Consider the following 21,917-nt stretch of genomic DNA (forward strand, 5'->3'; position numbering starts at 1 on the left):
CGATCTCTTGCCCCCACGAACATCTTGTCGATCGGCAGCCGGGGTGACCATGGGGAGAACTCCCCATGGGCTGCTCGGGCAGGCCCGACACAACCCGCCGGTCGAGTGGTGAGGCAGGGTCACCGACCGAGCGCGATCGAGACCTGGTTCCGGTGAACGTAAACCCGGCTGAATCGGTACCCCTTCATCGAAATTCGGGATCCGGCAGGTCGTTGCGTTTCTTGCTCGGTTGGACGCGGCGCGGCTCGCCGGGCATCTTCGGATAATCGGGAGGAAAGTTCAGTTCGCCGAGCCCACGTTCCTGAACGTCTCTGTCCCACAACGCGATCGCGGCAGCGATATCGCCGGGCTCGCCGCGATCGGCCCACGCATCACCTTCGGATTCGACGATGCCGGGAGCGGTGCGCACGGTGAACTCGCGCGGGTCGGCGTCCGCCAGCCGTTCCCAGGTGAGCGGCATGGAGACAGGAGCACCGGGCAAAGGACGTGGCGAGTATGCGCCGGCGATCGTGCGATCCCGGCACGCCTGGTTGAAGTCGACGAAGACTCGCTCGCCTCGTTCTTCCTTCCACCACGCCGTGGTCACCAGATCGGGCAGGCGGCGCTCGAGTTCGCGAGCGATACCGATGACGCCGTGGCGGACGTCGAGGAACTCGTGCGTCGGTTCGATCGAGGCGTACACGTGGACTCCCCGGTTGCCGGAGGTCTTCACTCGCGGTTGGTAGCCGAGTTCGGTGAGCAGGTCGCGCAATGGGAAGGCTGCTTCGACAGCATCCTTGAAACCGCGCCCGGGTTGCGGGTCGAGGTCGATGCGCAGTTCGTCCGGGTTGTCGTTGTCATCGGCGCAGACCGGCCACGGATGGAAGGTGACGGTGTTCATCTGTGCACACCACACCGCGGCAGCCGGCTCGTCGAGCACCAACTGCGGGTGCTTGCGTCCGGAGGGGTAGGTACACATGACCGAGCGCATGTACTCGGGTACTCCGCGGGGTGGGTTCTTGGAGAAGAACTGCTCCCCCTCGATGCCCTCCGGAAACCGTTCCAGCGCGACGGGTCTGTTGCCGTTGGCGTGGATGAACGCCTCGCCGACGGCGACCAGATACTGCGCCAGGTCGAGCTTGGTGATCCCGTCCTGGGGATAGATCAGTCGGTCCGGACTGGAGATCTTCACCGTCCGGACGCCGGCCGGTCCGTCGACCTCGAGCATCACCGGCTTCGCAGCTGCCATGTACTCACCCTAGGGGCCTGGCACGCCGGCAGCCCGGGTGTTCCGATCCGCGGTTCGCACAGTTGGGCCCGGCGACTTTGCCATCTCATGACCGAACCGTTGCCGGACATTCACCGAAACCGGAGGGGAAGGACGTCGGGACGACCTAGCGTCGGAACTGCCCCGTCCCAAGACCCAGTCAAATTCCCCCGGAGTGCCCCGATGCCTTCTCGTTCGTTGTTCCGCCTCGCCGTGGCAGGCTCTGCCGCCACCCTCGCCGCCGCAGGCGCGGTGTCACTTGCGCCCTCTGCTCAAGCCGTCTCCTCGTCCGTCGTCATCTCGGAGGTGTACGGCGGTGGCGGCAACTCCGGCGCCGTCCACAACAGCGACTTCGTCGAGTTGTACAACCTCAGCGGTACCCCGGTCGACTTGAATGGCTGGAGCGTCCAGTATTGGTCGGCGAACGGCACCACCGCCCAGCGCACCCCGCTGAGCGGCACGGTCGCGCCGGCCACGAGCTTCCTGGTCAAGGAAGCATCCGGAGCGAACACGTCGGCCACTCCCCTGCCCACGCCGGACGTCGTCGGCACCATTCCGATGAGCGCATCGGGTGGACGGGTCGCGATCGTCGACCCGTCCGGCAAGGTCGTCGACCTGCTCGGATGGGGCAGCGCGTCGACCGCAGAGGGCAGCCCGGCTGCCGCCACCTCCAACCCGACGTCCGTCGCACGCACCTCCACGTGCACCGACACCGACAACAATTCGGTCGACTTCGCCGTGGGCTCCCCGAGTCCTCGCAATTCGGCTGCCGGACAACAGGACTGCAGCCCGACGCCGCCCGACGACGGCACTGTCGCAACGGTCGCGCAGATCCAGGGCAGTTCACACACCTCCCCCTGGCCGGCACGAAGGTCAAGGACGTCGAGGGCGTCGTCACCGCGGTCAAGAGTTCCGGCTTCTGGATCCAGTCGCTCACTCCGGACGGCGACGACTCGACCAGCGAAGGCATCTACGTCTTCACCCGGACGGCACCGACGGTGAAGGCGGGCGACAAGGTTTCTGTTGTCGGTACCGTCGCCGAGTACCGCCCCGGCGGCTCGGGCGGCACCACCAACCTGACCACCACCGAAATCGACGGTCCGACGGTCACCGTCACGGGCACCGCTGCGCTGCCCGCGCCGGTCGTGCTCGGCGTCGACCGCGTCGCTCCGCAGCAAACGATCTTCGCCGGCGACCCCGGCAACATCGAACTGCCCGGCGTCCCGTTCGAACCCGCGCAGAACGCCATCGATTTCAACGAGTCGATGGAAGGAATGCGTCTGGCGCTGAAGGACGCTCGCGCTGTGGGACCGACGAACACGCGCTACGGCGAAACCCCGGTCGTTCCCGGCCAGAACGTCGACGCGGTCAACTCACCCCGCGGCGGCGTCGTGTACAGCTCCTATGCCCACCCCAACGCCATGCGGCTGATCCTCAACGACTCGCTCGTCAAGGGTCAGATCGGTGCGGCGAACGTCGGCGACGTGTTCAGCGGCACCACGACGGGCGTCCTGGACTACTCGTTCGCCAACTACACCCTGGTCGCGACCGACCCCGGCATGCTGACCGACAACGGCCTGCAGCGTGAGGTCACCGCGTCCCCGCGCGGCAACGAGATGGCTGTCGCGACGTTCAACGTCGAGAACCTCGCGCCGTCCGACCCTGCGGACAAGTACTCACGGCTGGCCGGACAGATCGTCACCAACCTCAAGTCGCCCGACATCCTGGCGCTCGAGGAGATCCAGGACAACAGCGGCTCTCGCAACGACGGCACGGTCGACTCGACCGCGACCAGCGACACGCTGATCGCCGCCATCAAAGCGGCCGGTGGACCGGCGTACGAGGCCAAGTGGGTCAATCCGAACAACCTGACCGACGGTGGCCAGCCGGGAGGCAACATCCGCCAGGTCTTCCTGTTCCGCACCGACCGAGGCGTCTGGTTCGTCGACAAGCCCGGTGCAACCGCGAACACCTCGACGGACGTCGTCGGCACCGGCCGCGGCACCTCACTGACCCAGTCTCCGGGACGCATCGACGTCGGCAACGCCGCGTGGGACAACTCGCGCAAGCCGCTGGTCGGACAGTTCAGCTACAACGACCGCAGTGTGTTCGTCATCGCCAACCACTTCGCATCCAAAGGTGGCGACGACCCGCTGTTCGGCCGCTTCCAGCAGCCGGTGCGTGGTTCGGAGGCCCAGCGACACAGCCAGGCACAGGTGGTGCGTGGATTCGTCGACAAGCTGCTCGCCGCCGACCCGAACGCGAACGTCATCGTCCTCGGTGACATCAACGACTTCGAGTTCAGCCGCACCACCGACATCCTGGTGGGGTCCGGTTCGAGCGCACTGACCGATCTGCCGCGGACGCTGCCGGCGCCCGAGCGGTACACCTATGTGTTCCAGGGCAACAGCCAGGTGCTCGACCACATCCTGCTCAGCCGGAACCTGGTGCGCACGATGGCCAACAAGCGCTACTCCTACGACATCGTCCACACGAATGCCGAGTTCCACGACCAGGATTCCGACCACGACCCGCAGGTCGTCCGTCTGCCCGTGCAGGTGACCCGGTAGTTCTCACCAGCAGGATCCCGCTGCTCGCATCGGACCCAGGCGTCCGGCTGTCTTGACAAGATGGCCGGACGCCCGGCGTTTCCAGCGCTTGGGCACGGACCAAGTGCGAGGGGCCGCAGATGACGTCGGACACCGCAACACTGGATGAGTCACCATCACCGAACGAGGATTCCGAGCTCAACCAGAGCATCTCGGGCAAGCTGCTGTACTTCTACGTGCTCGGGGACGTGCTCGGGTCCGGCATCTACGTCCTGATCGGGCTGGTCGCCGCCGCCGTCGGTGGCGCGTTCTGGACCGCGTTCGCCGTCGGTGTCACGGTCGCCACCATCACCGGCCTGGCGTATGCCGAGCTGGTCACCAAGTACCCGCAGGCCGCCGGCGCAGCGTTGTACGTGCACAAAGCGTTCGGCAAGAAGCCCCTCACCTTCTTCATCACGTTCTGCATGCTCTCGGCCAGCTTCGCCGCCGCAGGCTCGCTGGCCAACGGCTTCGCGAAGTACTTCAACGAGATCTGGAAGGAAGCACCCAGCCTCATCGTCGCGCTCGGCTTCATCGTGATGCTCGCGATCATCAACGCCATCGGCATCACCGAATCGGTCGTTGCGAACATGGTCATGACCTTCATCGAGGTGGCCGGCCTCATCATCGTCCTGATCATCGGTGCGATCGTGGTCAGCAAGGGCGATTCGAACTTCAACGTCCTGACCGAGTTCTCCGTCGGTGACAACCCCGCCCTCGGCCTGCTTGCCGGTGTGGCGTTGTCCTTCTTCGCGATGACCGGTTTCGAGAACGCCGCGAATGTCGCCGAGGAGACCCGCGACCCGGTCCGCACCTTCCCCAAGGCGCTCATCGCAGGAATGGCGACCGCCGGCGTGCTCTACGTCGTGATCGCCATCACGGCTGCGATCTCGGTGCCGATCGCGAAGTTGTCGGAGTCCGAAGCCGCGCTGATGGAGGTCGTCCGAACCGACGTGCTGCCCATCTCACTCGAGGTAATGACCACGATGTTCGCGATCATCGCGATGGTCGCCATCACCAACACCTGCCTGGTCTGCCTCGTCACCGAGTCGCGCATCCTCTACGGCATGGCGCGCGAGGACGTCGTCCCCGGATTCTTCGCCAAGGTGAGCGGCCGTCAGGTGCCGTGGATCGCGACGATCTTCTCCCTGTTGGTCATCGGTGGCCTCCTCGTCTCCCCCGCCGACCTGGAGAAGCTGGCCAATGTCACTGTCCTGTTCACGCTGTTGATCTACGCGTTGGTGATCGTCTCGGCGATCAAACTGGACAAGGACGACCGCACCTCGGGCGGGTTCAGAGCACCTCGGGCGTTGCTGTACGTCGGCATCATCGCCAACTTCGTCATCCTCGGATACGTGATCTGGGACGACTCGAGTTCGTTGATCTACTGCGCCGCTCTGCTGGGAATCGGGTTGGTGCTGTTCGTCATCGAGCGACTCACCGGAAGCCGGGACCGATCCGGCGACGACCTGAAGGACCTGGAGGCCTGACCGTGCACGTCATCATCGCGACCGACGGATCGAAACAGTCGCTGCGGGCGGCTCGTTATTTCAAGACCTTCGCCGACGAGGAGAAGATCACCGAGATCTCGGTGCTCGCGGTCATTCGCCCCCTCGCCTCGCTGCCGTTCATCGACGAGATCTCGCAGGGTGCCAAGGCGCCGGTCGCCATGGAGAAGCAGTCGTTCCGCGCCGCGGCCGCCGCCGCGGTCGACGTGGTGGCAGCGGAGTTCGCGGACTGGCAGGACACCGTCGTCCGCAAGAAGATCCGCAGCGGCACGCCGTCCACCGAGATCGTCCGCGCTGCTGTCGCCGGCGATGCCGAACTCGTGGTCATGGCGAGCGGCAGTCGCGGTCTCAGCGAGGCGGTCTTGATGGGCAGTACTGCCCAGCGCGTCCAATACGCGGCTCCGTGCCCCGTGCTGGTCGTGCGGCCCACCCCCGTCGTAAGCGGAAGATCAGCAAGGCGGCGAAGGGGTCCACCGCAGCATCCTGATCGATCGGCACCCGTCGGAATCAGCGGCCGCCGGACGGTGTTGCACGAGCTGAATCGAGACGAAGGAGACGTCATGGCCAAGGTGAGCAAGACCGACCAGGAGTGGCGCGAGCAGCTCAGCCCGGCGGAGTACGCAGTGTTGCGCGAGGGTGGTACCGAACGACCGTTCACGGGCGAGTACACCGACACCGAGACCGAGGGCGTGTACAGCTGTCGCGCGTGCGGTGTGGAACTGTTCCGCAGCACCACCAAGTTCCACAGCAACTGTGGTTGGCCGTCGTTCTACGCCCCGTCGCAGGACGACAACGTGAACCTCATCGAGGACCGCTCGATGGGCATGGTGCGCACCGAAGTGCGTTGCGGCAGTTGCGATTCGCACCTCGGACACGTGTTCGAGGGCGAGGGCTACCCGACACCGACCGACCAGCGGTACTGCATCAACTCGGTCAGCCTGACGCTCGAACCACAGAACTGATCTGCTCTCGAAGGGAGGCCTTCGCGATGATCGCGAAGGCCTCCTTTCGTGTCCGACCGGACGCTCAGCGCATCCGGTCGGCGAGGTCCTTGAGGTTGGTCGCCGGCCCGGTGAAGAAGGGCACTTCCTCACGCACGTGCAGGCGTGCGTCGACGGCGCGTAGTTCGCGCATGAGGTCGACGATGCGGTGCAGTTCGTCGGCCTCGAAGCACAGCAGCCACTCGTAGTCACCGAGCGCGAACGAAGAAATGGTGTTGGCGCGCACGTCGGCGTAGTCGCGGGCGGCCTCGCCGTGCTCGCGCAGCATGCGACGGCGGTCCTCCTCGGGCAGGACGTACCAGTCGTAGGAGCGCACGAACGGGTACACACACGCGTACTGCCGGGCCGGCTCACCTGACAGGAACGCCGGCACGTGGCCACGGTTGAACTCTGCGGCCCGGTGCAGTCCGACGTTCGACCAGACCGGGTCGAAGCTCTTGCCGAGTTCGGTGGCCAGAAAACCGCGGTAGGCGTCCTGCAGGATCTCCACGCTCGCTCCGTGCCACCAGATCATCAGGTCGGCGTCGGCGCGCAGACCCCCGACGTCGTACAGACCGCGGACCGTGACGCCCTTGTCCTGCAGGCCGGCGACGAACTTCTCGGCCTCCTTCACCGCCTTCTTGAGGTTGGCGGGCTTGGGTCGTACAGCCTTGAACACCGAGTACATCGCGTACTCGATGTTGGCGTTGATCGCCTCGGCTTCTTCTTCGGTGGGCTGGTGGTGCACCTGGTCGGTCATGACCGTCCTTTACGTGATTCCGGTGGGGTTCAACTGAGCGAGAACGTTACGTGCTGCCGTCCGGCCGGAACCGATGCAGGCCGGGATGCCGACGCCGTCGTAGGCAGCTCCGGCGACGGAAACCGCCGGCAGAGCGGCAAGTTCGTCACGGATCCGCGCCACCAGATCGACGTGCCCGACGGCGTACTGCGGCAATCCGCCACCCCATCGCTGCACGTGTGCCGCGACGGGAGCAGGAATGTCGCCGAGCGCGGCGCGTAGTTCGGCGATGCCGTCCGCAGCCAGTTGCGCGTCGGACCGCTGGAGCGTGTGTGCCTCTCGGAAGCGTCCGGCCGAGACGCGGACGAAGACGAGGTCGGTTCGCTCCTGGCCCAGCCACGGCCACTTCAGCGAACTGAAGGTGGACGCCTTGATCCGGCGCTGCTCCACCGGAGGCACCAGGAACCCCGAACGTTCACCGAGGGCCGGCGCGATCTGGACCGGGAAGGCGTAGGTGACGACAGCCATCGAGGAGTACTCGATCGCGCGCAATTCGGTTGCTACCTGCGGCGCGAGCGGGTTGAGCAACTTCGCCGCCGCCGGCGCAGGGGTGGCGAAGACGATTGCCTCGACATGCATCGTGGTGCCGTCGGCCAGGACGAGTCGCCACTGTTCGCCGTCCCGATCGACCCCGGTGACGGTGGTCGACGTGCGCACGATGGCTCCTTCGGCCGCCAGCGCATCAGCAAGCAGCATCGGCAAAGAACCGATCCCGCCGCGTAGGCCGGCGAACACCGGCGGCTGGTCGTCATCGTCCGGCGCCGCCGGATGACGGGTCGCATTCGCCGCGGCTTCCTGCAGGGAGCCACCGCGGTGGACGACGTCGTACAGCGCCGGTACACACGCTCGCAGCGAGAGGTAACGCGCGTCGCCTGCGTACACCCCGCCCAGCAGTGGTTCGACGAGCCGGTCGACGACCGCCGGGCCGAAGGCCTGCTCGACGGCGTCCCCCACCGAAATGTCACCGTCACTGCGCACAGTTACCTCGTCGGCGGCGCGGGCAACCTCATCGGGCTCCAGCAGTCCTGCGAGACCCTGTGCATTCGAGGGCACGCCCATGAGCGTGCCGCGGGGCATCGGGCACAGCTCGCCCCGGCTCCATATGGATGCACCGACCTGTGCCGTCCCGACTATGTCGAGACCGAGTTCGGCTACCAGAGAACGGGTTTCGGGCCGCCGACCGAGCATCGACTCGGCTCCGACGTCGACCTGAGTGCCGGCAACCTTCTCGGTGCGCAGCTTGCCGCCGACCCGGTCGGTGGACTCCAGCACGGTGACTTCGGCTCCGGCGCCGACCAACTCCCACGCGGCACTCAAACCTGCGATTCCGCCTCCGACGACGGCCACTGCAACCACGGCCCAAGCTTGTCACACCGACCCCTCACCTCCTACTCGGGGTAGTACTCACGCAATGGCAGGTTCGCCGACTGCGCCCACCGTGCGAGCGGCGTGCAATCCCGCAGTCGCGGCCGGCGCGGCCTGAATCAGATCGGCGTTCGCCGGATCGGCCGATTCGTCCCACAGCGGCTCCTGCCCGTCGTCGACCGGCCCACCGGGCACGGTGACGGTCGTCCCCGAACCCCGCCTGGCCTGTGCGAACCCGCGCTCGAATTTTCCGGGATGCTTGAGCCATGAGCACGATCGCCCGGCCGACGCCTCGCCGCGAACTGGCCAACCTGTCCCCCATCGCGCAGTTGCATGCCGGCCGCCTGCCTCGGCGACTTGTGCAGTTGTTCGTCGGGTTGTCGATGTACGGGCTGGCGATGGCGATGATGGTGCGCGCCGGCATCGGCCTCGACCCGTGGGACGTCTTTCACTACGGAGTCTTCCTGCACACCGGCTGGACGCTGGGCGTGACGGTGATCGTGGTGAGCATTCCGGTGCTGCTGCTGTGGGCACCGCTGCGCCAATGGCCCGGCCTCGGCACCGTCGCCAACGCCATCTGGATCGGCGTGGCGACCGATCTCTCGCTCGCCGTCGTACCCACCGCCCACGGAATCGGTTGGCAGGCAGGCATGTTCGTGTCGGGCCTCGTCATCAATGCCCTCGGCGGAGCGCTCTACATCGGCAGCCAACTCGGGCCGGGGCCACGCGACGGACTCATGACCGGACTGCACCGCCGCACCGGCCTCAGCCTGCGCCTGGTGCGCACCGGGCTCGAAGTCACCGTGTTGGCGATCGGTTGGCTGCTCGGTGGCATCGTCGGCGTCGGCACCGTGCTCTACGCCGTCCTGATCGGACCGCTGGTGCAGTTCTTCCTGCCCTGGTCGATCGTCACCTTGCCCGGTCAGCGACCGGCGCCCAGCGCGGAGGAGCTCGCCGAACGCGGCGATTGAGCCGGCGTGCGGTTCAGCGAGCCGAGTGTTCGTGCACCAGTTCCACGACTCGGGTGAGTACATCCGGGTCGGTGCTCGGCAGCACTCCGTGGCCGAGGTTGAAGATGTGCCCGGGTGCGACCTTGCCTGATTCCAGGATTTCGATCACCTTGTCGCGCAACGGTTCCCAGGGAGCGAACAGCAGCGCCGGGTCGAGGTTGCCCTGCAGGGCGTAGGTCGGGCCGACCCGTCGTGCAGCCTCGTCCAACGGAATGCGGAAGTCGACGCCGACGACGTCCGCGCCGGCCTCGCCCATCGCCGGGAGCAGCTCTCCGGTGCCGACGCCGAAGTGGATGCGCGGGACGTCGAGCTCACCCAACGCCGACAGCACGGCCGCCGAATGCGGCTGCACGTACGTCAGGTAGTCGACGCGGCTGAGTGCACCGACCCACGAGTCGAACAACTGGATCGCGCAGGCACCGGCTTGCACCTGCACCTTCAGGAAGGTGGAGGAGATGCGGGCGAGCTTGGCGCACAACGCATTCCACGCGTCCGGGTCGCCGTACATCATCGCCTTGGTGTGTTCGTGGTTCTTGGACGGACCGCCCTCGACCAGGTAGCTGGCGAGCGTGAAGGGCGCACCGGCGAAGCCGATCAGCGGAGTGCCGCCGAGTTCGGCGGTCAGCATGCCGACGGACGTCGCGATGTCGTCGATCTGCGAGGGGTCGAGTTCCGGCAGTGCGTCGACATCGGCTCGCGAACGCACCGGCGACGCAACGACGGGGCCGGTACCCGGAACGATGTCGAGGTCGATCCCGGCTGCGGCGAGCGGCACGACGATGTCGCTGAAGAAGATCGCCGCGTCCACCTTGTGCCGACGCACCGGCTGGAGCGTGATCTCGGTGACCAGTTCGGGTGTGCGGCACGACTGGAGCATCGGGACGCCCTCGCGCACCTTTCGGTACTCAGGCAGCGAGCGCCCGGCCTGGCGCATGAACCACACCGGGGTGTGGTCGACGGACTGGCCGCGAGCGGCACGGACGAGGGCGCTGTCGCGCGGGTCAGACGATGCAACGGTCACGCCGCCGATCCTCCCACGACCGCAGTGGTGCTCAGCCCACGACCACCGCGATGCCGCCGAGCGTTGCTGCCACCCCCGCGACCTGGACGGGACGTAGTCGCTCGTCCAGCAGCACCCGTGCCCAGATGAGCGTGACGACCGGGTAAAGCGATCCGAGAACACTGACCACGCTCACCATTCCCTGCGCAGCAGCGAAGCTGAACAGTGCGTTGGCTGCCAGATCGCCGACTCCGACGAGCATGATCATCGGCACATCGCGGCGAGGCACCCGTGCGCCCACCGGGCCACCCGGCCAAAAGCGCCAGGCGAGCAGCAGAGCCGACACGCTCGCGATCCGCATCGCCCACAATGCGGGGATGACGTCGACCTCGGCGGCGCGATCCATGCAGAACAGCGACAACCCGAACGCGACGGCCGCCACGAACGCGAGCAGCACCGGTGTCCGTCCGGCGCCGCCACCGAGCTCAGGACCGGATGCGAGCACCACGCCGAACAGCATGAGTGCCAACCCGATTCCGACCGCCACGCCGATCCGGTCACCGGTGGCCAGCCCCGCCGCGACCGGCACGACCGCACCCATCGAGGCGATCGGCGAGACGACGCCCATGGTGCCCATCGACAGCGCGGCGTAGAAGCAGACCAGGCCGACCGCGCCGGTCAGGCCGGCCAACGCCCCGTAGAGGTACCAGGGCCCGTCCGCGATCGCGACGCCCTGCGCGACCCGGATGCCGAGCGCGACACACATCGTGAGCAGACCGCCGATCTGCGCCACGGCGACGACCCGGACGGCGGCGATCCGCTTGGCGAACAGACCGCCCGCGAAGTCCGAAATGCCCCAGACCAGACTGGAACCGAGAGCCAGGAGAGCGACCATCCGCCCATCCTGCTGTACCCGTCCGGGCTCACGGCGTGCCGTTCCGCGATTCGTAGGCATGTTCGACATACCCTCGACGACGTGGGTTCGAAGAATGCCAGCAGCGACATCGGGTCGCACTTCTCTCGCGTCGTCCGCGAGCTCGAGACCGTGCGCCTTCGGCCCGAGGTCAGCCTGACCGAGGTTCCGGCGCCCGGGCGCATCGCGCCGTACTCCGTCGCCATGACCGCCGAGGTGGCGAACTCCCCCGACGACGACGAACTCGCCTCGGGACGCTTCGTCGTGCTGCACGACCCCAGTTGCCCCGAGCCCTGGGCAGGCGCCTGGCGCATCGTCACCTTCGCGCGCGCCGAACTGGAACCGGAACTGGCGTCCGACCCGATGCTCGGAGAGGTCGGCTGGACCTGGCTCATCGACTCCCTGGCCGAGGCCGGCGCCGAGTTCACCGCCGAGGCCGGCACCGTCACCCGCGTCCTGTCACAGGGCTTCGGTGGCCTCGCCGACAACGGCACCACGGTCGAGATGGAGATCCGCGCCTCGTGGACCCCCACCACCGAGGACCTCGCGTCCCACCTGCAGGCCTGGGGTGCGATGTTGTGCACGATCGCCGGTCTGCCCCCGCTGCCCGAGGGCGTCGTGGCGCTGCCGGGGCAGCGTCGATGACCGACGAAGTCGCCGAACCCACCACCTACCCACTGTTGGCCGCCCCCGCTGACGGGGTCCCGGCGGTCGTCGACACCGAACGCGCGCTGACGCAGACTGCGAAGGCGCTCGCCGGCGGTGAAGGTCCGGTCGCGATCGACGCCGAGCGGGCGTCCGGGTTCCGCTACGGAAACCGTGCCTATCTCGTCCAGATCCGCCGGGAAGGATCCGGTACTCACCTGATCGACCCGATCGCCTGCCCCGATCTCAGCCCGGTGCAGGACGCGATCGCCGACGTCGAGTGGGTCCTGCACGCTGCGACGCAGGACCTGCCGTGCCTGGCCGAGGTCGGCCTGAAGCCGAGCCGCCTGTTCGACACCGAACTCGGCTCGCGGCTGGCCGGGATCCCGCGGGTCGGTCTTGCCGCGGTGATCGAGCACTACCTCGGCATGACACTCGCGAAGGAGCACTCGGCGGTCGACTGGTCCGAGCGGCCGTTGCCGCAACCGTGGCTGTCGTACGCGGCACTCGACGTCGAAGTGCTGGTGCAGGTGCGTGACGCCCTGGCCGCCGACCTGCAGGAGCAGGGCAAGTGGGAGTGGGCTGAGCAGGAGTTTCACGCGCTGACCTCCTTCACCGGCCCCCCGGCGCGTCAGGATCCTTGGCGACGGACCTCCGGGATGCACAAGATCAAGAACCGTCGCGCGATCGCCCGGGTGCGCGAGCTGTGGCTCACCCGCGACACCATCGCCCAGCGCCGCGACACGTCGCCCGGACGCGTCCTGCCCGACGCACTCCTGGTCGAGATCGCCAACACAGCCCCCAAGACTCCGGCCGAGTTGCTCGCACTGCCGAGCGCCACCAGTCGGCGTGGACGCCCGCACACCGGCGTAGCCCGTCACCAACGCGATTGGTTGGAGGCGGTCCGCCGAGTCGGTTCGATGGCGGACGCCGACCTGCCGCCGGCGACCGTCCGCAGCGACGCTCCTCCGCCGCCGCGGGTCTGGGCCGACCGCGACCCCGTCGCAGCAGCCCGCCTGACCAAGGTGCGTGACGATCTCGCGGTCTTCGCCGAGGAGCACAACCTGCCGGTCGAGAACATCCTCACCCCCGACCACCTGCGCCGAGTGCTCTGGGATCCCGCGAATCACCTTGATGCACAGACGATCTCGGCCGAGTTGACCCAGCTCGGAGCGCGGCCCTGGCAGATCGAGGTCGTCACCCCGATGATCGTCGACGCGGTTTCCGCCGACCTGCCTACCAGCGAGTAACAAATCGGGTTTAGAGTCGTCCTGACCTATCGACTCATCCCGGGAGGCACTGTGCCCCGCACGCTTTCCGAGGTCGTCTTCGTCGACGGCGTTCGTACGCCGTTCGGCAAGGCCGGCGAGAAGGGCATCTACGCCCAGACCCGCGCTGACGACCTCGTCATCAAATGCATCCGCGACCTGCTGCGCCGTCAGCCCAACCTGCCGCCCGAGCGCGTCGAGGAGGTCGCGATCGCGGCCACGACGCAGATCGGTGACCAGGGCCTGACCCTCGGCCGCCTGGCCGCCCTGCTGGCCGGCCTGCCCAAGACCACTCCCGGCTACTCCGTCGACCGCATGTGCGCTGGTGCGATGACGGCCGTCACCAACACCGCGTCCAGCATCGCCTTCGGCGCCTACGACATCGCCATCGCCGGCGGCGTCGAGCACATGGGCCGCCACCCGATGGGTGAGGGCGTCGACCCCAACCCGCGCATCGTCGCCGAGAAGCTGGTCGACACCTCTGCACTCGTCATGGGCGAGACCGCCGAGAACCTGCACGACCGCTACCCCAGCATCACCAAGGAGCGCTGCGACAACTTCGCGGTCGCCAGCCAGAACAAGCTGCAGCAGGCGTACGAGGACGGCAAGATCCAACCCGACCTGGTGCCCGTCGCGACGCGCCACGCCGACAAGGGATGGGGCCTGGCCACCGTCGACGAGCCGCCGCGCAAGGACGTCAAGCTCGAGGACCTCACGTCGCTGAAGACCCCGTTCCGTCCGCACGGAAACGTCACCGCCGGCAACGCGGCCGGCCTGAACGACGGTGCGACCGCCTGCCTGCTCGCCTCCGAGCGTGCAGCCACCGAGCTCGGCCTGCCGGTCGGCATGCGCCTGGTCACCTACTCGTTCGTGGGTGTGGAACCGGAGGTCATGGGTATCGGTCCGGTACCGGCCACCGAGAAGGCACTCGACCACGCCGGTCTGAGCATCGACGACATCGGCCTGTTCGAGCTCAACGAGGCGTTCGCCGTGCAGGTGCTCGCCTTCCTCGAACACTTCGGCATCGCCGACGACGACAAGCGTGTCAACCCGTGGGGCGGTGCGATCGCGACCGGTCACCCGCTGGCCTCGTCCGGCGTCCGGCTGATGACGCAACTGTCGCGTCACTTCGAGGAGCACCCCGAGGTGCGTTACGGCCTCACCGCGATGTGCATCGGAATCGGCATGGGTGGGGCGGTCATCTGGGAGAACCCGCACCACGCCGAGTACGCCAGCTCGGTCGACAGCGAGGTCTCCAAGCTCCACTCGAACAACTCCGAAGAGGGTGTTGCCTGATGGCCGAGAACCAGAACCAGCACGCGGACGAGGTCGTCACCCACGTCCGTAGCCAGGACGTCGAGTTGCCCGGTGGTGCAGGCACTTTCGTGCTCCTGACGCTCGACAACGGGTTCGACCACACCAAGCCGAACAGCTTCGGCCCGGCCGGTCTCACCGAGCTCTCGGACGCGCTCGACGAGGCCGCCCGCCGCGCGGACGCCAAGGAGATCGTCGGCCTCGGCATCACCGGCAAGCCGTTCATCTTCGCCGTCGGCGCCGACCTCAAGGGTGTCGGCACGATCACCTCCCGCGACCAGGCGCTGGAGATCGCCCGTCAGGGTCACGAGACGTTCAGCAAGATCAGCGACCTGTCGGTGCCGAGCTTCGCGTTCATCAACGGCGCCTCCATGGGGGGCGGCGTCGAGATCGCGTTGTACGCCGACTACCGCACGATCTCCTCGGACGTGCCCGCGTACGCCACGCCCGAGGTCTTCCTCGGTCTCGTGCCCGGTTGGGGTGGCACCTACCTGCTGCCGAACCTCATCGGTGTCGAGAACGCGCTCAAGCTGATCGTCGAGAACCCGCTCAACCAGAACCGCATGATCAAGGGCAAGGACGCCTTCGCCCTGGGTTGCGCGGACCGCCTGCTCGAGCCGGTCACCTTCCTGGAGGACTCGCTGGCGTTCGCCGAACGTGTCATCTCGGGCGAGGAGAAGGTCGAGCGGGGGTCGGTCGACACCGACGAAACCGCTTGGGACGCAGCCGTTTCGAAGATGCGCAAGACGGCGGACCAGCGCACCGGTCGCGCTGCCATCTCGGCGTACCGCGCGCTCGACCTCGTCGCTGCCGCTCGAACGGCGTCGCGCGAGGAGGCTTTCGAGGCTGAGAACCAGGCTTTGGCCGACCTCATCATGAGCGACCAACTGCGTGCCGGCCTGTACGCGTTCGACCTGGTGCAGCGCCGCGCCAAGCGTCCTGCCGGTGCGCCGGACAAGTCGCTCGCCCGCAAGATCTCCAAGGTGGGCATCGTCGGTGCAGGACTCATGGCCAGTCAGATGGCGATGCTGTTCATCCGTCAGCTGAAGGTGCCGGTCGTGATGACCGATCTCGACCAGGAGCGGGTCGACAAGGGTGTGGAGTACGTCCACGCAGAGATCGACAAGCTCGCTGCGAAGGGACGCATCTCCCCCGATGGCGTGAACCGCTTCAAGGCGCTCGTCACCGGTTCCACCTCCAAGGACGGATTCGCCGACGCAGACTTCGTCATCGAGGCGGTGTTCGAGCAGATGTCGGTCAAGAAGAAGGTCTGGGCCGAGGTCGAGGAGATCGTCACGCCGGAGTGCGTGCTGGCCACCAACACCTCGTCGCTGTCGATCACCGAGATGGCCGAAGACCTCAAGCACCCGGAGCGGGTCGTGGGCTTCCACTTCTTCAACCCGGTGGCCGTCATGCCGCTGCTGGAGATCATCCGCGGCGAGAAGACCGACGACGCTACTCTCGCAACGGCATTCGCTGCAGGAAAGGGCCTGAAGAAGACCTGCATCCTGGTGAAGAACTCGCCGTCGTTCGTCGTCAACCGTCTGCTCGGGCGTTTCATGGGCGACGCGGGTCGCATGGTCGATGAGGGCACGCCGATCGAGACCGTCGAGAAGGCGTTCGCCGGCCTCACCCCGATGCCGCCGTTCATGCTGATCTCGTTGGTCGGTCCCCCGATCGCGCTGCACAACAGCGAGACCCTCGCCAAGGCCTTCCCGGACCGCTTCCGGGCGAGCAAGAACCTGGCCAAGGTCGTGGAGGCGAAGATCCCCTCGTTCTACGGCGCCGACGGGAAGATCGACCCGAAGGTCATGGAGCTGTTCGATGCTCCGTCCGACCCGAAGGAGCTCACCGCCGAGCAGGTGCGCGAGAGCGCGCTGGCCTCGATGGCCGACGAGATCCGCCGAATGCTGGACGAAGGCGTCGTTGCCGAGGTGCAGGACATCGACCTCGCCATGATCACCGGTGCGGGCTTCCCGTTCTGGAACGGCGGCATCTCACCGCTGTTGGACCGCACCGGCACCTCCGAGAAGGTCACGGGTTCGCGGTTCCTGGCTCCGGGCGTTGCGAGCGTGCCCACGTCCTGAGCACATCTCGAGCGCGAAGGCGCGACCTGTCCACGTGACGGGTCGCGCCTTCATGTTGACTCACGTCAAGATGCCCGCGTGGAGTGAGTCGTTGACTTATCTGAATTTGCCCGCTTGGTGGGGTGGATTTTCTTGCGGCTGAGGTAGGTCGCGTTGCGCTTGGGTCGTTGTTCGACTTTGCCTCTGCGGCGGGCGAGTTCGATGAGACTGGCTTGGATCGCGTGGATCTGACGGCGTAGTTCGGCGGGGTTGATCTGGGTGGCTCGTGTGCTCAGGTCAGCGGCGTCTTGATCGGTGAGGTACTGCGGGTGGTCCCGGGTCAGGCGGTGCAGCGGGGTCGCGGCGGTGTCGTAGGTTTTGGTGACCTTGGCGCCGTTGCGAGACTTGCTGCGCAGCTTTTGTTGGGGCAGGTAGAGGTTGTCGAGTGCTGCTTGCAGGGGCCACAGTTGGTTGAGCAGGTCGAGCTCGTGGCGGGTGTCGTACCGGTAGTAACCGACCGCGCGGCGGACGCTGGACCAGTTCTTCTGCTCGACGTAGGCCTGGTCGTTGCTGTGGTGGGCCCGGCCGCGGGTCAGGGTGATACGTCGCGCGTCGCACCACTTCGCGAGGTGGTGGTTGATGAACTCGCCCCCGTTGTCGGAGTGGATTCCGTTGATGCCGAACGGGAATCGCAGGATCAGGTCGGTCAGGCCGGCGGCGACGATTCGTTCGCCTTTGGAGCGGACACTGATCGCTTCGGTCCAACCGGTCGCGATGTCGGTGGCGTCCAGGGTGTAGTGGAAGGCTCCATTGTTGTCGCCGCCTTCGTGTGCGACCAGGTCGATCTGGAGGAAGCCGGGGACGGTTTCGTTCCATTCGTGCCAGGTCTTCATCGGGATGCTGGCCTTGAGGAGGCTGCCGGGTTTGGTCATCGACCGGCCCTTGGTCGCGATCAGGCCGGTGCGGTGTGGTTTGAGGCGGCGGTCGATCGTGGCGGGTGACATTCGTAGCAGCGCGGCCAACGTGTCAGGGGTGCAGTGCAGTTCGCCGTGGGCGATCAGCGCGGTGGTCAGGTCGGGCAGCGCAGGGTGCAGTCGCTTCCCGGTGGGGCCGTCCAGGACCACCCAGCAGGTCACCAGGGCATCGATCACGGCAGGGTCGTAGCGGTAGACCGGATCACGCTGTGCTCGGGGACGATTCGGGTCATGACCGGCGACCGCGCGGCGGAGCATCTTGCGGGCGTGGTCCCTGTGCCACCCGTTGACCGCGACCAGATGGTCCAGGATCGCTGTCTTCTCCGCCTTCGTCGCCTTCGGCCACGCCTTCACCTGCGAGACCAGGACCGCCTTGCGCTGACCCACCGTGAGCTCCATCCATCGAGGCTGCACCCCACGCGGGCATTCTGGGATGAGTCAATGACTCCACCCACGCGGGCATTTAGCGTGAGTCAACGCGGCCTTTCGTGTCGAAGGGGTGATCAGCGTTACGCTGGACAAACTGCTCTGCATCCCGTCGATATCTCATATGTGAGATACGCTCGCGAGGTGACTGAGGACTATCTGGTACGCGTCGGCCGCATCATTCGCGACGCGCGGCGCCACAAACAACTGACCCAGCACGAACTTGCAGCATCCTTGAACACCAGTCAGAGCGCCGTCGCGCGCATCGAACAAGGCAAACAGAACTTGAGTCTGGAGACGCTCGCGCGGATCGGACAGGCTCTCGACACCGAGGTGGTAACCGTGGCATCGAACACTCCCCTGAACCTTCGCATCGAAGGCGGGCGTCAGCTCTCAGGTGAGATCGACGTACGCACCAGCAAGAACGCCGCAGTCGCGTGTCTGTGTGCGGCTCTGCTGAACAAGGGGAAGACGACGCTGCGCAACCTTGCGCGCATCGAAGAGGTCAACCGCATCACCGAGGTGCTCGACTCGGTCGGCGTGAAGACCCGCTGGCTGCCGAACAGCTCCGACCTGGAGATCGTCCCGGGCGACACCATCGACCTCGATTCGATGGACGAGGCAGCTGCCCGCCGCACCCGGACGATCCTGATGTTCCTCGGCCCGCTGCTGCACGAGTACGAGAAGTTCAAGCTGCCGAACGCCGGCGGCTGCGACCTCGGTGAGCGCACCGTGGAGCCGCACCTGCACGCGCTGCGCCACTTCGGTCTCGACGTCGTCGCGACGCACGGTTACTACCACGCGACCGTCGACCGCGAGGTGCGCCCCAAGCGTGCCATCGTGCTCACCGAGCGCGGCGACACCGTCACCGAGAACGCACTGTTCGCGGCCGCCCGCCACGAGGGCACGACCATCATTCGCAACGCCAGCCCGAACTACATGGTTCAGGACCTCTGTTTCTTCCTGCGCGAACTCGGTGTCGAGGTCGAGGGCGTCGGCACGACAACCTTGACCGTCACCGGCGTCAAGGAGATCAACAAGGACGTCGAGTACCACCCGTCCGAGGACCCGATCGAGGCGATGTCGCTCATCGCAGCCGCAATCGTCACCAAGTCGCAGATCACCGTCAAGCGCGTGCCGATCGAGTTCATGGAGATGGAACTGGCTCAGCTGGAGGTCATGGGCTTCCAGTACGAGATGAGCCAGGAGTACCTGTCGAAGAACGGTGAGACCCGTTTGGTCGACATCACCACGATCCCGAGCGATCTGGTGGCGCCGAAGGACAAAATCCACCCGATGCCGTTCCCCGGCCTCAATATCGACAACCTGCCGTTCTTCGCCGTCATCGCCGCGACTGCGACCGGCAGCACCACGATCCACGACTGGGTGTACGACAACCGGGCGATCTACCTGATCGACCTCAACGCGCTCGGCGCGAAGGTCAAGCTGATGGACCCGCACCGCGTGCTGATCGAGGGCCCGACCCGTTGGCGCGCGGCCGAGGTCATGTGCCCGCCGGCGCTGCGTCCGGGAGTCGTCATCCTGCTGGGCATGCTCGCCGCACCGGGCACCTCGGTGCTGCGCAACACCTACGTCATCAACCGTGGCTACGAGGAGCTCGCCGAGCGCCTCAACGACCTCGGCGCGAAGATCGAGTCCTTCCGCGACTGAGCAGCGCCCTCATGGCACGTACGGCGTATTTCGATCACCCGGCCCCGATCGCGATGGCGCATCGCGGCTTCTCGGTCGACGGCCACGAGAACACCCTCGCTGCCTTCGAGCAGGCGGTCGATCTGGGGTTCGCCTATGTCGAGACTGATGTGCACGTCACGTCGGACGGCACGCTGGTCGCCTTCCACGACGACACCCTCGACCGGGTCACCGATGCGCAGGGGCTGATCCGCGAATTGCCTTGGAGCACGGTCGAGCTCGCCCGAATCGGCGATCATCCCGTGCCCCGCCTCGACGACGTGCTGGATGCCTGGCCCGCCCTCCGTCTGAACATTGACTGCAAGCACATCAGCGCCGCTGAGACCCTTGCCGACACGATCGAGAAGCACGCGGCGCACGACCGCGTCCTTGTCGCGTCGTTCGACGATCACACGCGTCACGAGGTGCTCAAGCGACTGTCGAGACCGGTGGCGACCTCGGCCGGCAAGAGTCGGACTCGCACCGCTGTGCTGGCCGCAAAGGCCGGGTTCTCACCGCTGGCGCGCCGAGCACTCGGCCCGGTAGACGCTCTGCAGATCCCCCATCACCATGGTCGGGTGACCGTGGTGACCAGAGCGCTGGTGCAGCGGGCGCACAGCACCGGGGTACAGGTGCATGTCTGGACGATCAACGACCCCGAGGAGATGCACGACTTGCTCGACCTCGGCGTCGACGGCCTGATCTCCGACCGTGCCGACCTGCTGAAAACCGTTCTGCAGGAACGCGGTCAGTGGGCCTGAACGGCCAGGTCGATTGTCGACGCTGAGTACGGCCTCGCGTTCGGCCCAACGCGACGGCTACCGCCCGCGGGCCTCGACAGCGCGAACGTGGTGGACCAAGAGGTGGCCCGAGACGGGAACCTGGTCACCAGCCGCTCACCCGATGACACCCCGGCCTTCTGTTGCGCCATCGTGTTAGCCTTCCGCCAAGCCGCCCAGCCCACCGGCGCCGGAAACCGCTCGTGAGCAGCCCGGTACGCCACATGGCACAGGCGGGGCTGACTACCGGCTCGACACCCGGCACCACCGAGCACCTCGCCACCCACATCATGCCGCTGGACCAAGGACCCCACGGCTACGAGATGTTCAAGAACAAGCAGGACGGCTGCGTCCGGGCCCTCTTCCAACTCGATCGATGACCCACGCAGTAGGCCGGCACCGGCCGGGGACGCGCGGGCCCTTGGAGGATCTCAGCCCACCTCCCACCTCAGGACAACAAGGAAGTGATCGCGGATGCGACAGATAACGCTACCGAGCGGGGAGTCCATCCCTGTGCTGGGCCAGGGCACCTGGGGCTGGGGTGAGGACCCCGGCCGACGCGGCGACGAGGTCGCCGCGCTGCACACCGGCCTCGAGCTGGGTATGACACTGGTCGACACCGCCGAGATGTACGCCGACGGCGGCGCGGAGGAGGTGGTCGGTGAAGCATTGGCGGGTCGCCGCGACGAGGCGTTCGTGGTCAGCAAGGTCCGGCCGTCCCAGGCCTCCCGTTCCGGCACGATCGCGGCCTGCGAACGCAGCCTGAAACGCCTGGGCACCGATCGGATCGACCTCTACCTGCTGCACTGGCAGGGCAGGTACCCGCTGCAGGACACCGTCGCGGCCTTTGAACAGCTCGTCGCGGACGGGAAAATCCGATACTGGGGCGTCAGCAACTTCGACCACCTGGCCCTCGCCGACCTCCGGGACGTGCCGGGCAGCGGCGGGCTGGCCACGGATCAGGTGCTGTACAACCTGTCGCGGCGAGGACCGGAGTACGACCTACTGCCGTGGTGCGCCGACCACCAGCTGCCGGTCATGGCGTATTCGCCGATCGAGCAGGGCCGCATCCTTCACGACGCGACGTTGAACGACGTCGCGGCCGGTCACAGCGTCAGCCCCGCGGCGGCGGCCCTCGCCTGGGTGCTGCGCCGCGACTCGCTCTGCACGATCCCCAAGGCGAGCAGCCCGCAACACGTGCGCGACAACGCCACAGCACTGGAGGTGGAGCTGACCCGCGAAGACTTGGACGCTCTAGACCGTGCGTTTCCGCCGCCGAGCGGACCGCGACCACTAGAAATGCTGTGACCCTAGGGTGGCGGCCGAGGAGCGCTGGATGAATCACGC

Annotated in this window: 20 protein-coding genes and 2 pseudogenes; 15 read left to right on the forward strand and 7 right to left on the reverse strand. The window is 66.8% G+C overall.

From position 1 onward, the window contains the following. Positions 1-184: 184 nt before the first annotated feature. On the reverse strand, positions 185-1,228 hold the full coding sequence (ligD, locus tag MF407_RS07945; protein ID WP_239701962.1) for a non-homologous end-joining DNA ligase: 1,044 nt from the start codon (positions 1,226-1,228) through the stop codon (positions 185-187). 201 nt (positions 1,229-1,429) lie between these two features. On the opposite strand from ligD, the pseudogene MF407_RS15835 reads away from it, so the two are divergent. From MF407_RS15835 to msrB, 5 genes and pseudogenes are all read left to right on the forward strand, one after another. Then, positions 1,430-1,816 (forward strand): annotated as a pseudogene (locus MF407_RS15835) (lamin tail domain-containing protein); the annotation flags it as partial. A 131-nt stretch (positions 1,817-1,947) separates the two neighbouring features. Continuing rightward, positions 1,948-3,816 carry an endonuclease/exonuclease/phosphatase family protein gene (locus tag MF407_RS15840; RefSeq protein ID WP_239701963.1) on the forward strand — a complete coding sequence of 623 codons (1,869 nt, stop codon included), beginning with the start codon at positions 1,948-1,950 and terminating at the stop codon, positions 3,814-3,816. Between the two features lie 119 nt (positions 3,817-3,935). After that, positions 3,936-5,324, forward strand: coding sequence for an APC family permease (locus tag MF407_RS07960; RefSeq protein WP_239701964.1), 1,389 nt, complete (start codon positions 3,936-3,938; stop codon positions 5,322-5,324). Positions 5,325-5,326: 2 nt separating this feature from the next. Continuing rightward, a pseudogene (locus tag MF407_RS07965) lies at positions 5,327-5,755 on the forward strand (universal stress protein); the annotation flags it as partial. 147 nt (positions 5,756-5,902) lie between these two features. Next, a complete protein-coding gene (msrB, locus tag MF407_RS07970) occupies positions 5,903-6,304 on the forward strand; it encodes a peptide-methionine (R)-S-oxide reductase MsrB (protein ID WP_129623961.1) in 402 nt (133 codons plus the stop codon). A 64-nt stretch (positions 6,305-6,368) separates the two neighbouring features. Here msrB and hemQ read toward each other — a convergent pair whose 3' ends face one another. Genes hemQ through MF407_RS07985 form a run of 3 tightly spaced genes read right to left on the reverse strand, consistent with a single transcriptional unit; the run spans position 6,369 to position 8,681 of the window. Beyond that, positions 6,369-7,082 carry a hydrogen peroxide-dependent heme synthase gene (gene hemQ / locus MF407_RS07975; RefSeq protein ID WP_129623962.1) on the reverse strand — a complete coding sequence of 238 codons (714 nt, stop codon included), beginning with the start codon at positions 7,080-7,082 and terminating at the stop codon, positions 6,369-6,371. Between the two features lie 9 nt (positions 7,083-7,091). Next, positions 7,092-8,477, reverse strand: coding sequence for a protoporphyrinogen oxidase (gene hemG / locus MF407_RS07980; RefSeq protein WP_129623963.1), 1,386 nt, complete (start codon positions 8,475-8,477; stop codon positions 7,092-7,094). A gap of 48 nt (positions 8,478-8,525) precedes the next feature. After that, positions 8,526-8,681 (reverse strand): hypothetical protein, encoded by a 156-nt coding sequence (locus tag MF407_RS07985; RefSeq protein ID WP_239701965.1) that lies wholly within the window; start codon positions 8,679-8,681, stop codon positions 8,526-8,528. A gap of 71 nt (positions 8,682-8,752) precedes the next feature. Between MF407_RS07985 and MF407_RS07990 the strand changes: the two genes are divergently transcribed. Then, a complete protein-coding gene (locus MF407_RS07990) occupies positions 8,753-9,457 on the forward strand; it encodes a hypothetical protein (RefSeq protein ID WP_239701966.1) in 705 nt (234 codons plus the stop codon). Positions 9,458-9,470: 13 nt separating this feature from the next. On the opposite strand, the gene hemE is transcribed toward MF407_RS07990, so the two are convergent. Both hemE and MF407_RS08000 read right to left on the reverse strand, forming a co-directional pair. Continuing rightward, the gene (hemE, locus tag MF407_RS07995) at positions 9,471-10,526 is read right to left on the reverse strand and encodes a uroporphyrinogen decarboxylase (protein WP_239702877.1); all 1,056 of its coding nucleotides are present in this window, start codon (positions 10,524-10,526) and stop codon (positions 9,471-9,473) included. 22 nt (positions 10,527-10,548) lie between these two features. Continuing rightward, positions 10,549-11,391 (reverse strand): DMT family transporter, encoded by an 843-nt coding sequence (locus tag MF407_RS08000; protein WP_239701967.1) that lies wholly within the window; start codon positions 11,389-11,391, stop codon positions 10,549-10,551. Between the two features lie 108 nt (positions 11,392-11,499). On the opposite strand from MF407_RS08000, the gene MF407_RS08005 reads away from it, so the two are divergent. The 4 genes from MF407_RS08005 to MF407_RS08020 are packed head-to-tail and all read left to right on the forward strand — an operon-like array spanning position 11,500 to position 16,723. Next, positions 11,500-12,054, forward strand: a complete 555-nt coding sequence (locus MF407_RS08005; protein WP_239702878.1) for a DUF3000 domain-containing protein — start codon at positions 11,500-11,502, stop codon at positions 12,052-12,054. Further along, on the forward strand, positions 12,051-13,304 hold the full coding sequence (locus tag MF407_RS08010) for a ribonuclease D (protein ID WP_239701968.1): 1,254 nt from the start codon (positions 12,051-12,053) through the stop codon (positions 13,302-13,304). The genes MF407_RS08005 and MF407_RS08010 overlap by 4 nt, the downstream gene beginning before the upstream one ends. Before the next feature lie 51 nt (positions 13,305-13,355). After that, on the forward strand, positions 13,356-14,618 hold the full coding sequence (locus MF407_RS08015; RefSeq protein ID WP_129623968.1) for a thiolase family protein: 1,263 nt from the start codon (positions 13,356-13,358) through the stop codon (positions 14,616-14,618). Further along, positions 14,618-16,723: a 3-hydroxyacyl-CoA dehydrogenase NAD-binding domain-containing protein gene (locus MF407_RS08020; RefSeq protein WP_129623969.1), complete on the forward strand. Its 2,106-nt coding sequence runs from the start codon at positions 14,618-14,620 to the stop codon at positions 16,721-16,723. The genes MF407_RS08015 and MF407_RS08020 overlap by 1 nt, the downstream gene beginning before the upstream one ends. Before the next feature lie 65 nt (positions 16,724-16,788). Here the strand turns inward: MF407_RS08020 and MF407_RS08025 are convergent, their stop codons facing one another. After that, the gene (locus MF407_RS08025; RefSeq protein ID WP_205744823.1) at positions 16,789-18,075 is read right to left on the reverse strand and encodes a DDE-type integrase/transposase/recombinase; all 1,287 of its coding nucleotides are present in this window, start codon (positions 18,073-18,075) and stop codon (positions 16,789-16,791) included. A 171-nt stretch (positions 18,076-18,246) separates the two neighbouring features. Between MF407_RS08025 and MF407_RS08030 the strand changes: the two genes are divergently transcribed. The 5 genes from MF407_RS08030 to MF407_RS08050 all read left to right on the forward strand — a co-directional run bounded on the left by MF407_RS08030 (position 18,247) and on the right by MF407_RS08050 (position 21,878). Beyond that, positions 18,247-19,773 carry a UDP-N-acetylglucosamine 1-carboxyvinyltransferase gene (locus tag MF407_RS08030; RefSeq protein WP_239701969.1) on the forward strand — a complete coding sequence of 509 codons (1,527 nt, stop codon included), beginning with the start codon at positions 18,247-18,249 and terminating at the stop codon, positions 19,771-19,773. 11 nt (positions 19,774-19,784) lie between these two features. Next, positions 19,785-20,552: a glycerophosphodiester phosphodiesterase gene (locus MF407_RS08035; protein WP_239701970.1), complete on the forward strand. Its 768-nt coding sequence runs from the start codon at positions 19,785-19,787 to the stop codon at positions 20,550-20,552. Positions 20,553-20,642: 90 nt separating this feature from the next. Beyond that, positions 20,643-20,777, forward strand: coding sequence for a hypothetical protein (locus MF407_RS08040; protein WP_345770883.1), 135 nt, complete (start codon positions 20,643-20,645; stop codon positions 20,775-20,777). Then, positions 20,774-20,950 (forward strand): hypothetical protein, encoded by a 177-nt coding sequence (locus MF407_RS08045; RefSeq protein ID WP_239701971.1) that lies wholly within the window; start codon positions 20,774-20,776, stop codon positions 20,948-20,950. Before MF407_RS08040 ends, MF407_RS08045 begins: the two co-directional genes overlap by 4 nt. A gap of 94 nt (positions 20,951-21,044) precedes the next feature. Then, on the forward strand, positions 21,045-21,878 hold the full coding sequence (locus tag MF407_RS08050; RefSeq protein ID WP_239701972.1) for an aldo/keto reductase: 834 nt from the start codon (positions 21,045-21,047) through the stop codon (positions 21,876-21,878). Positions 21,879-21,917: the final 39 nt, after the last annotated feature.

Source organism: Yimella sp. NH-Cas1 (assembly GCF_022359705.1).
Lineage (GTDB): Bacteria > Actinomycetota > Actinomycetes > Actinomycetales > Dermatophilaceae > Yimella > Yimella lutea.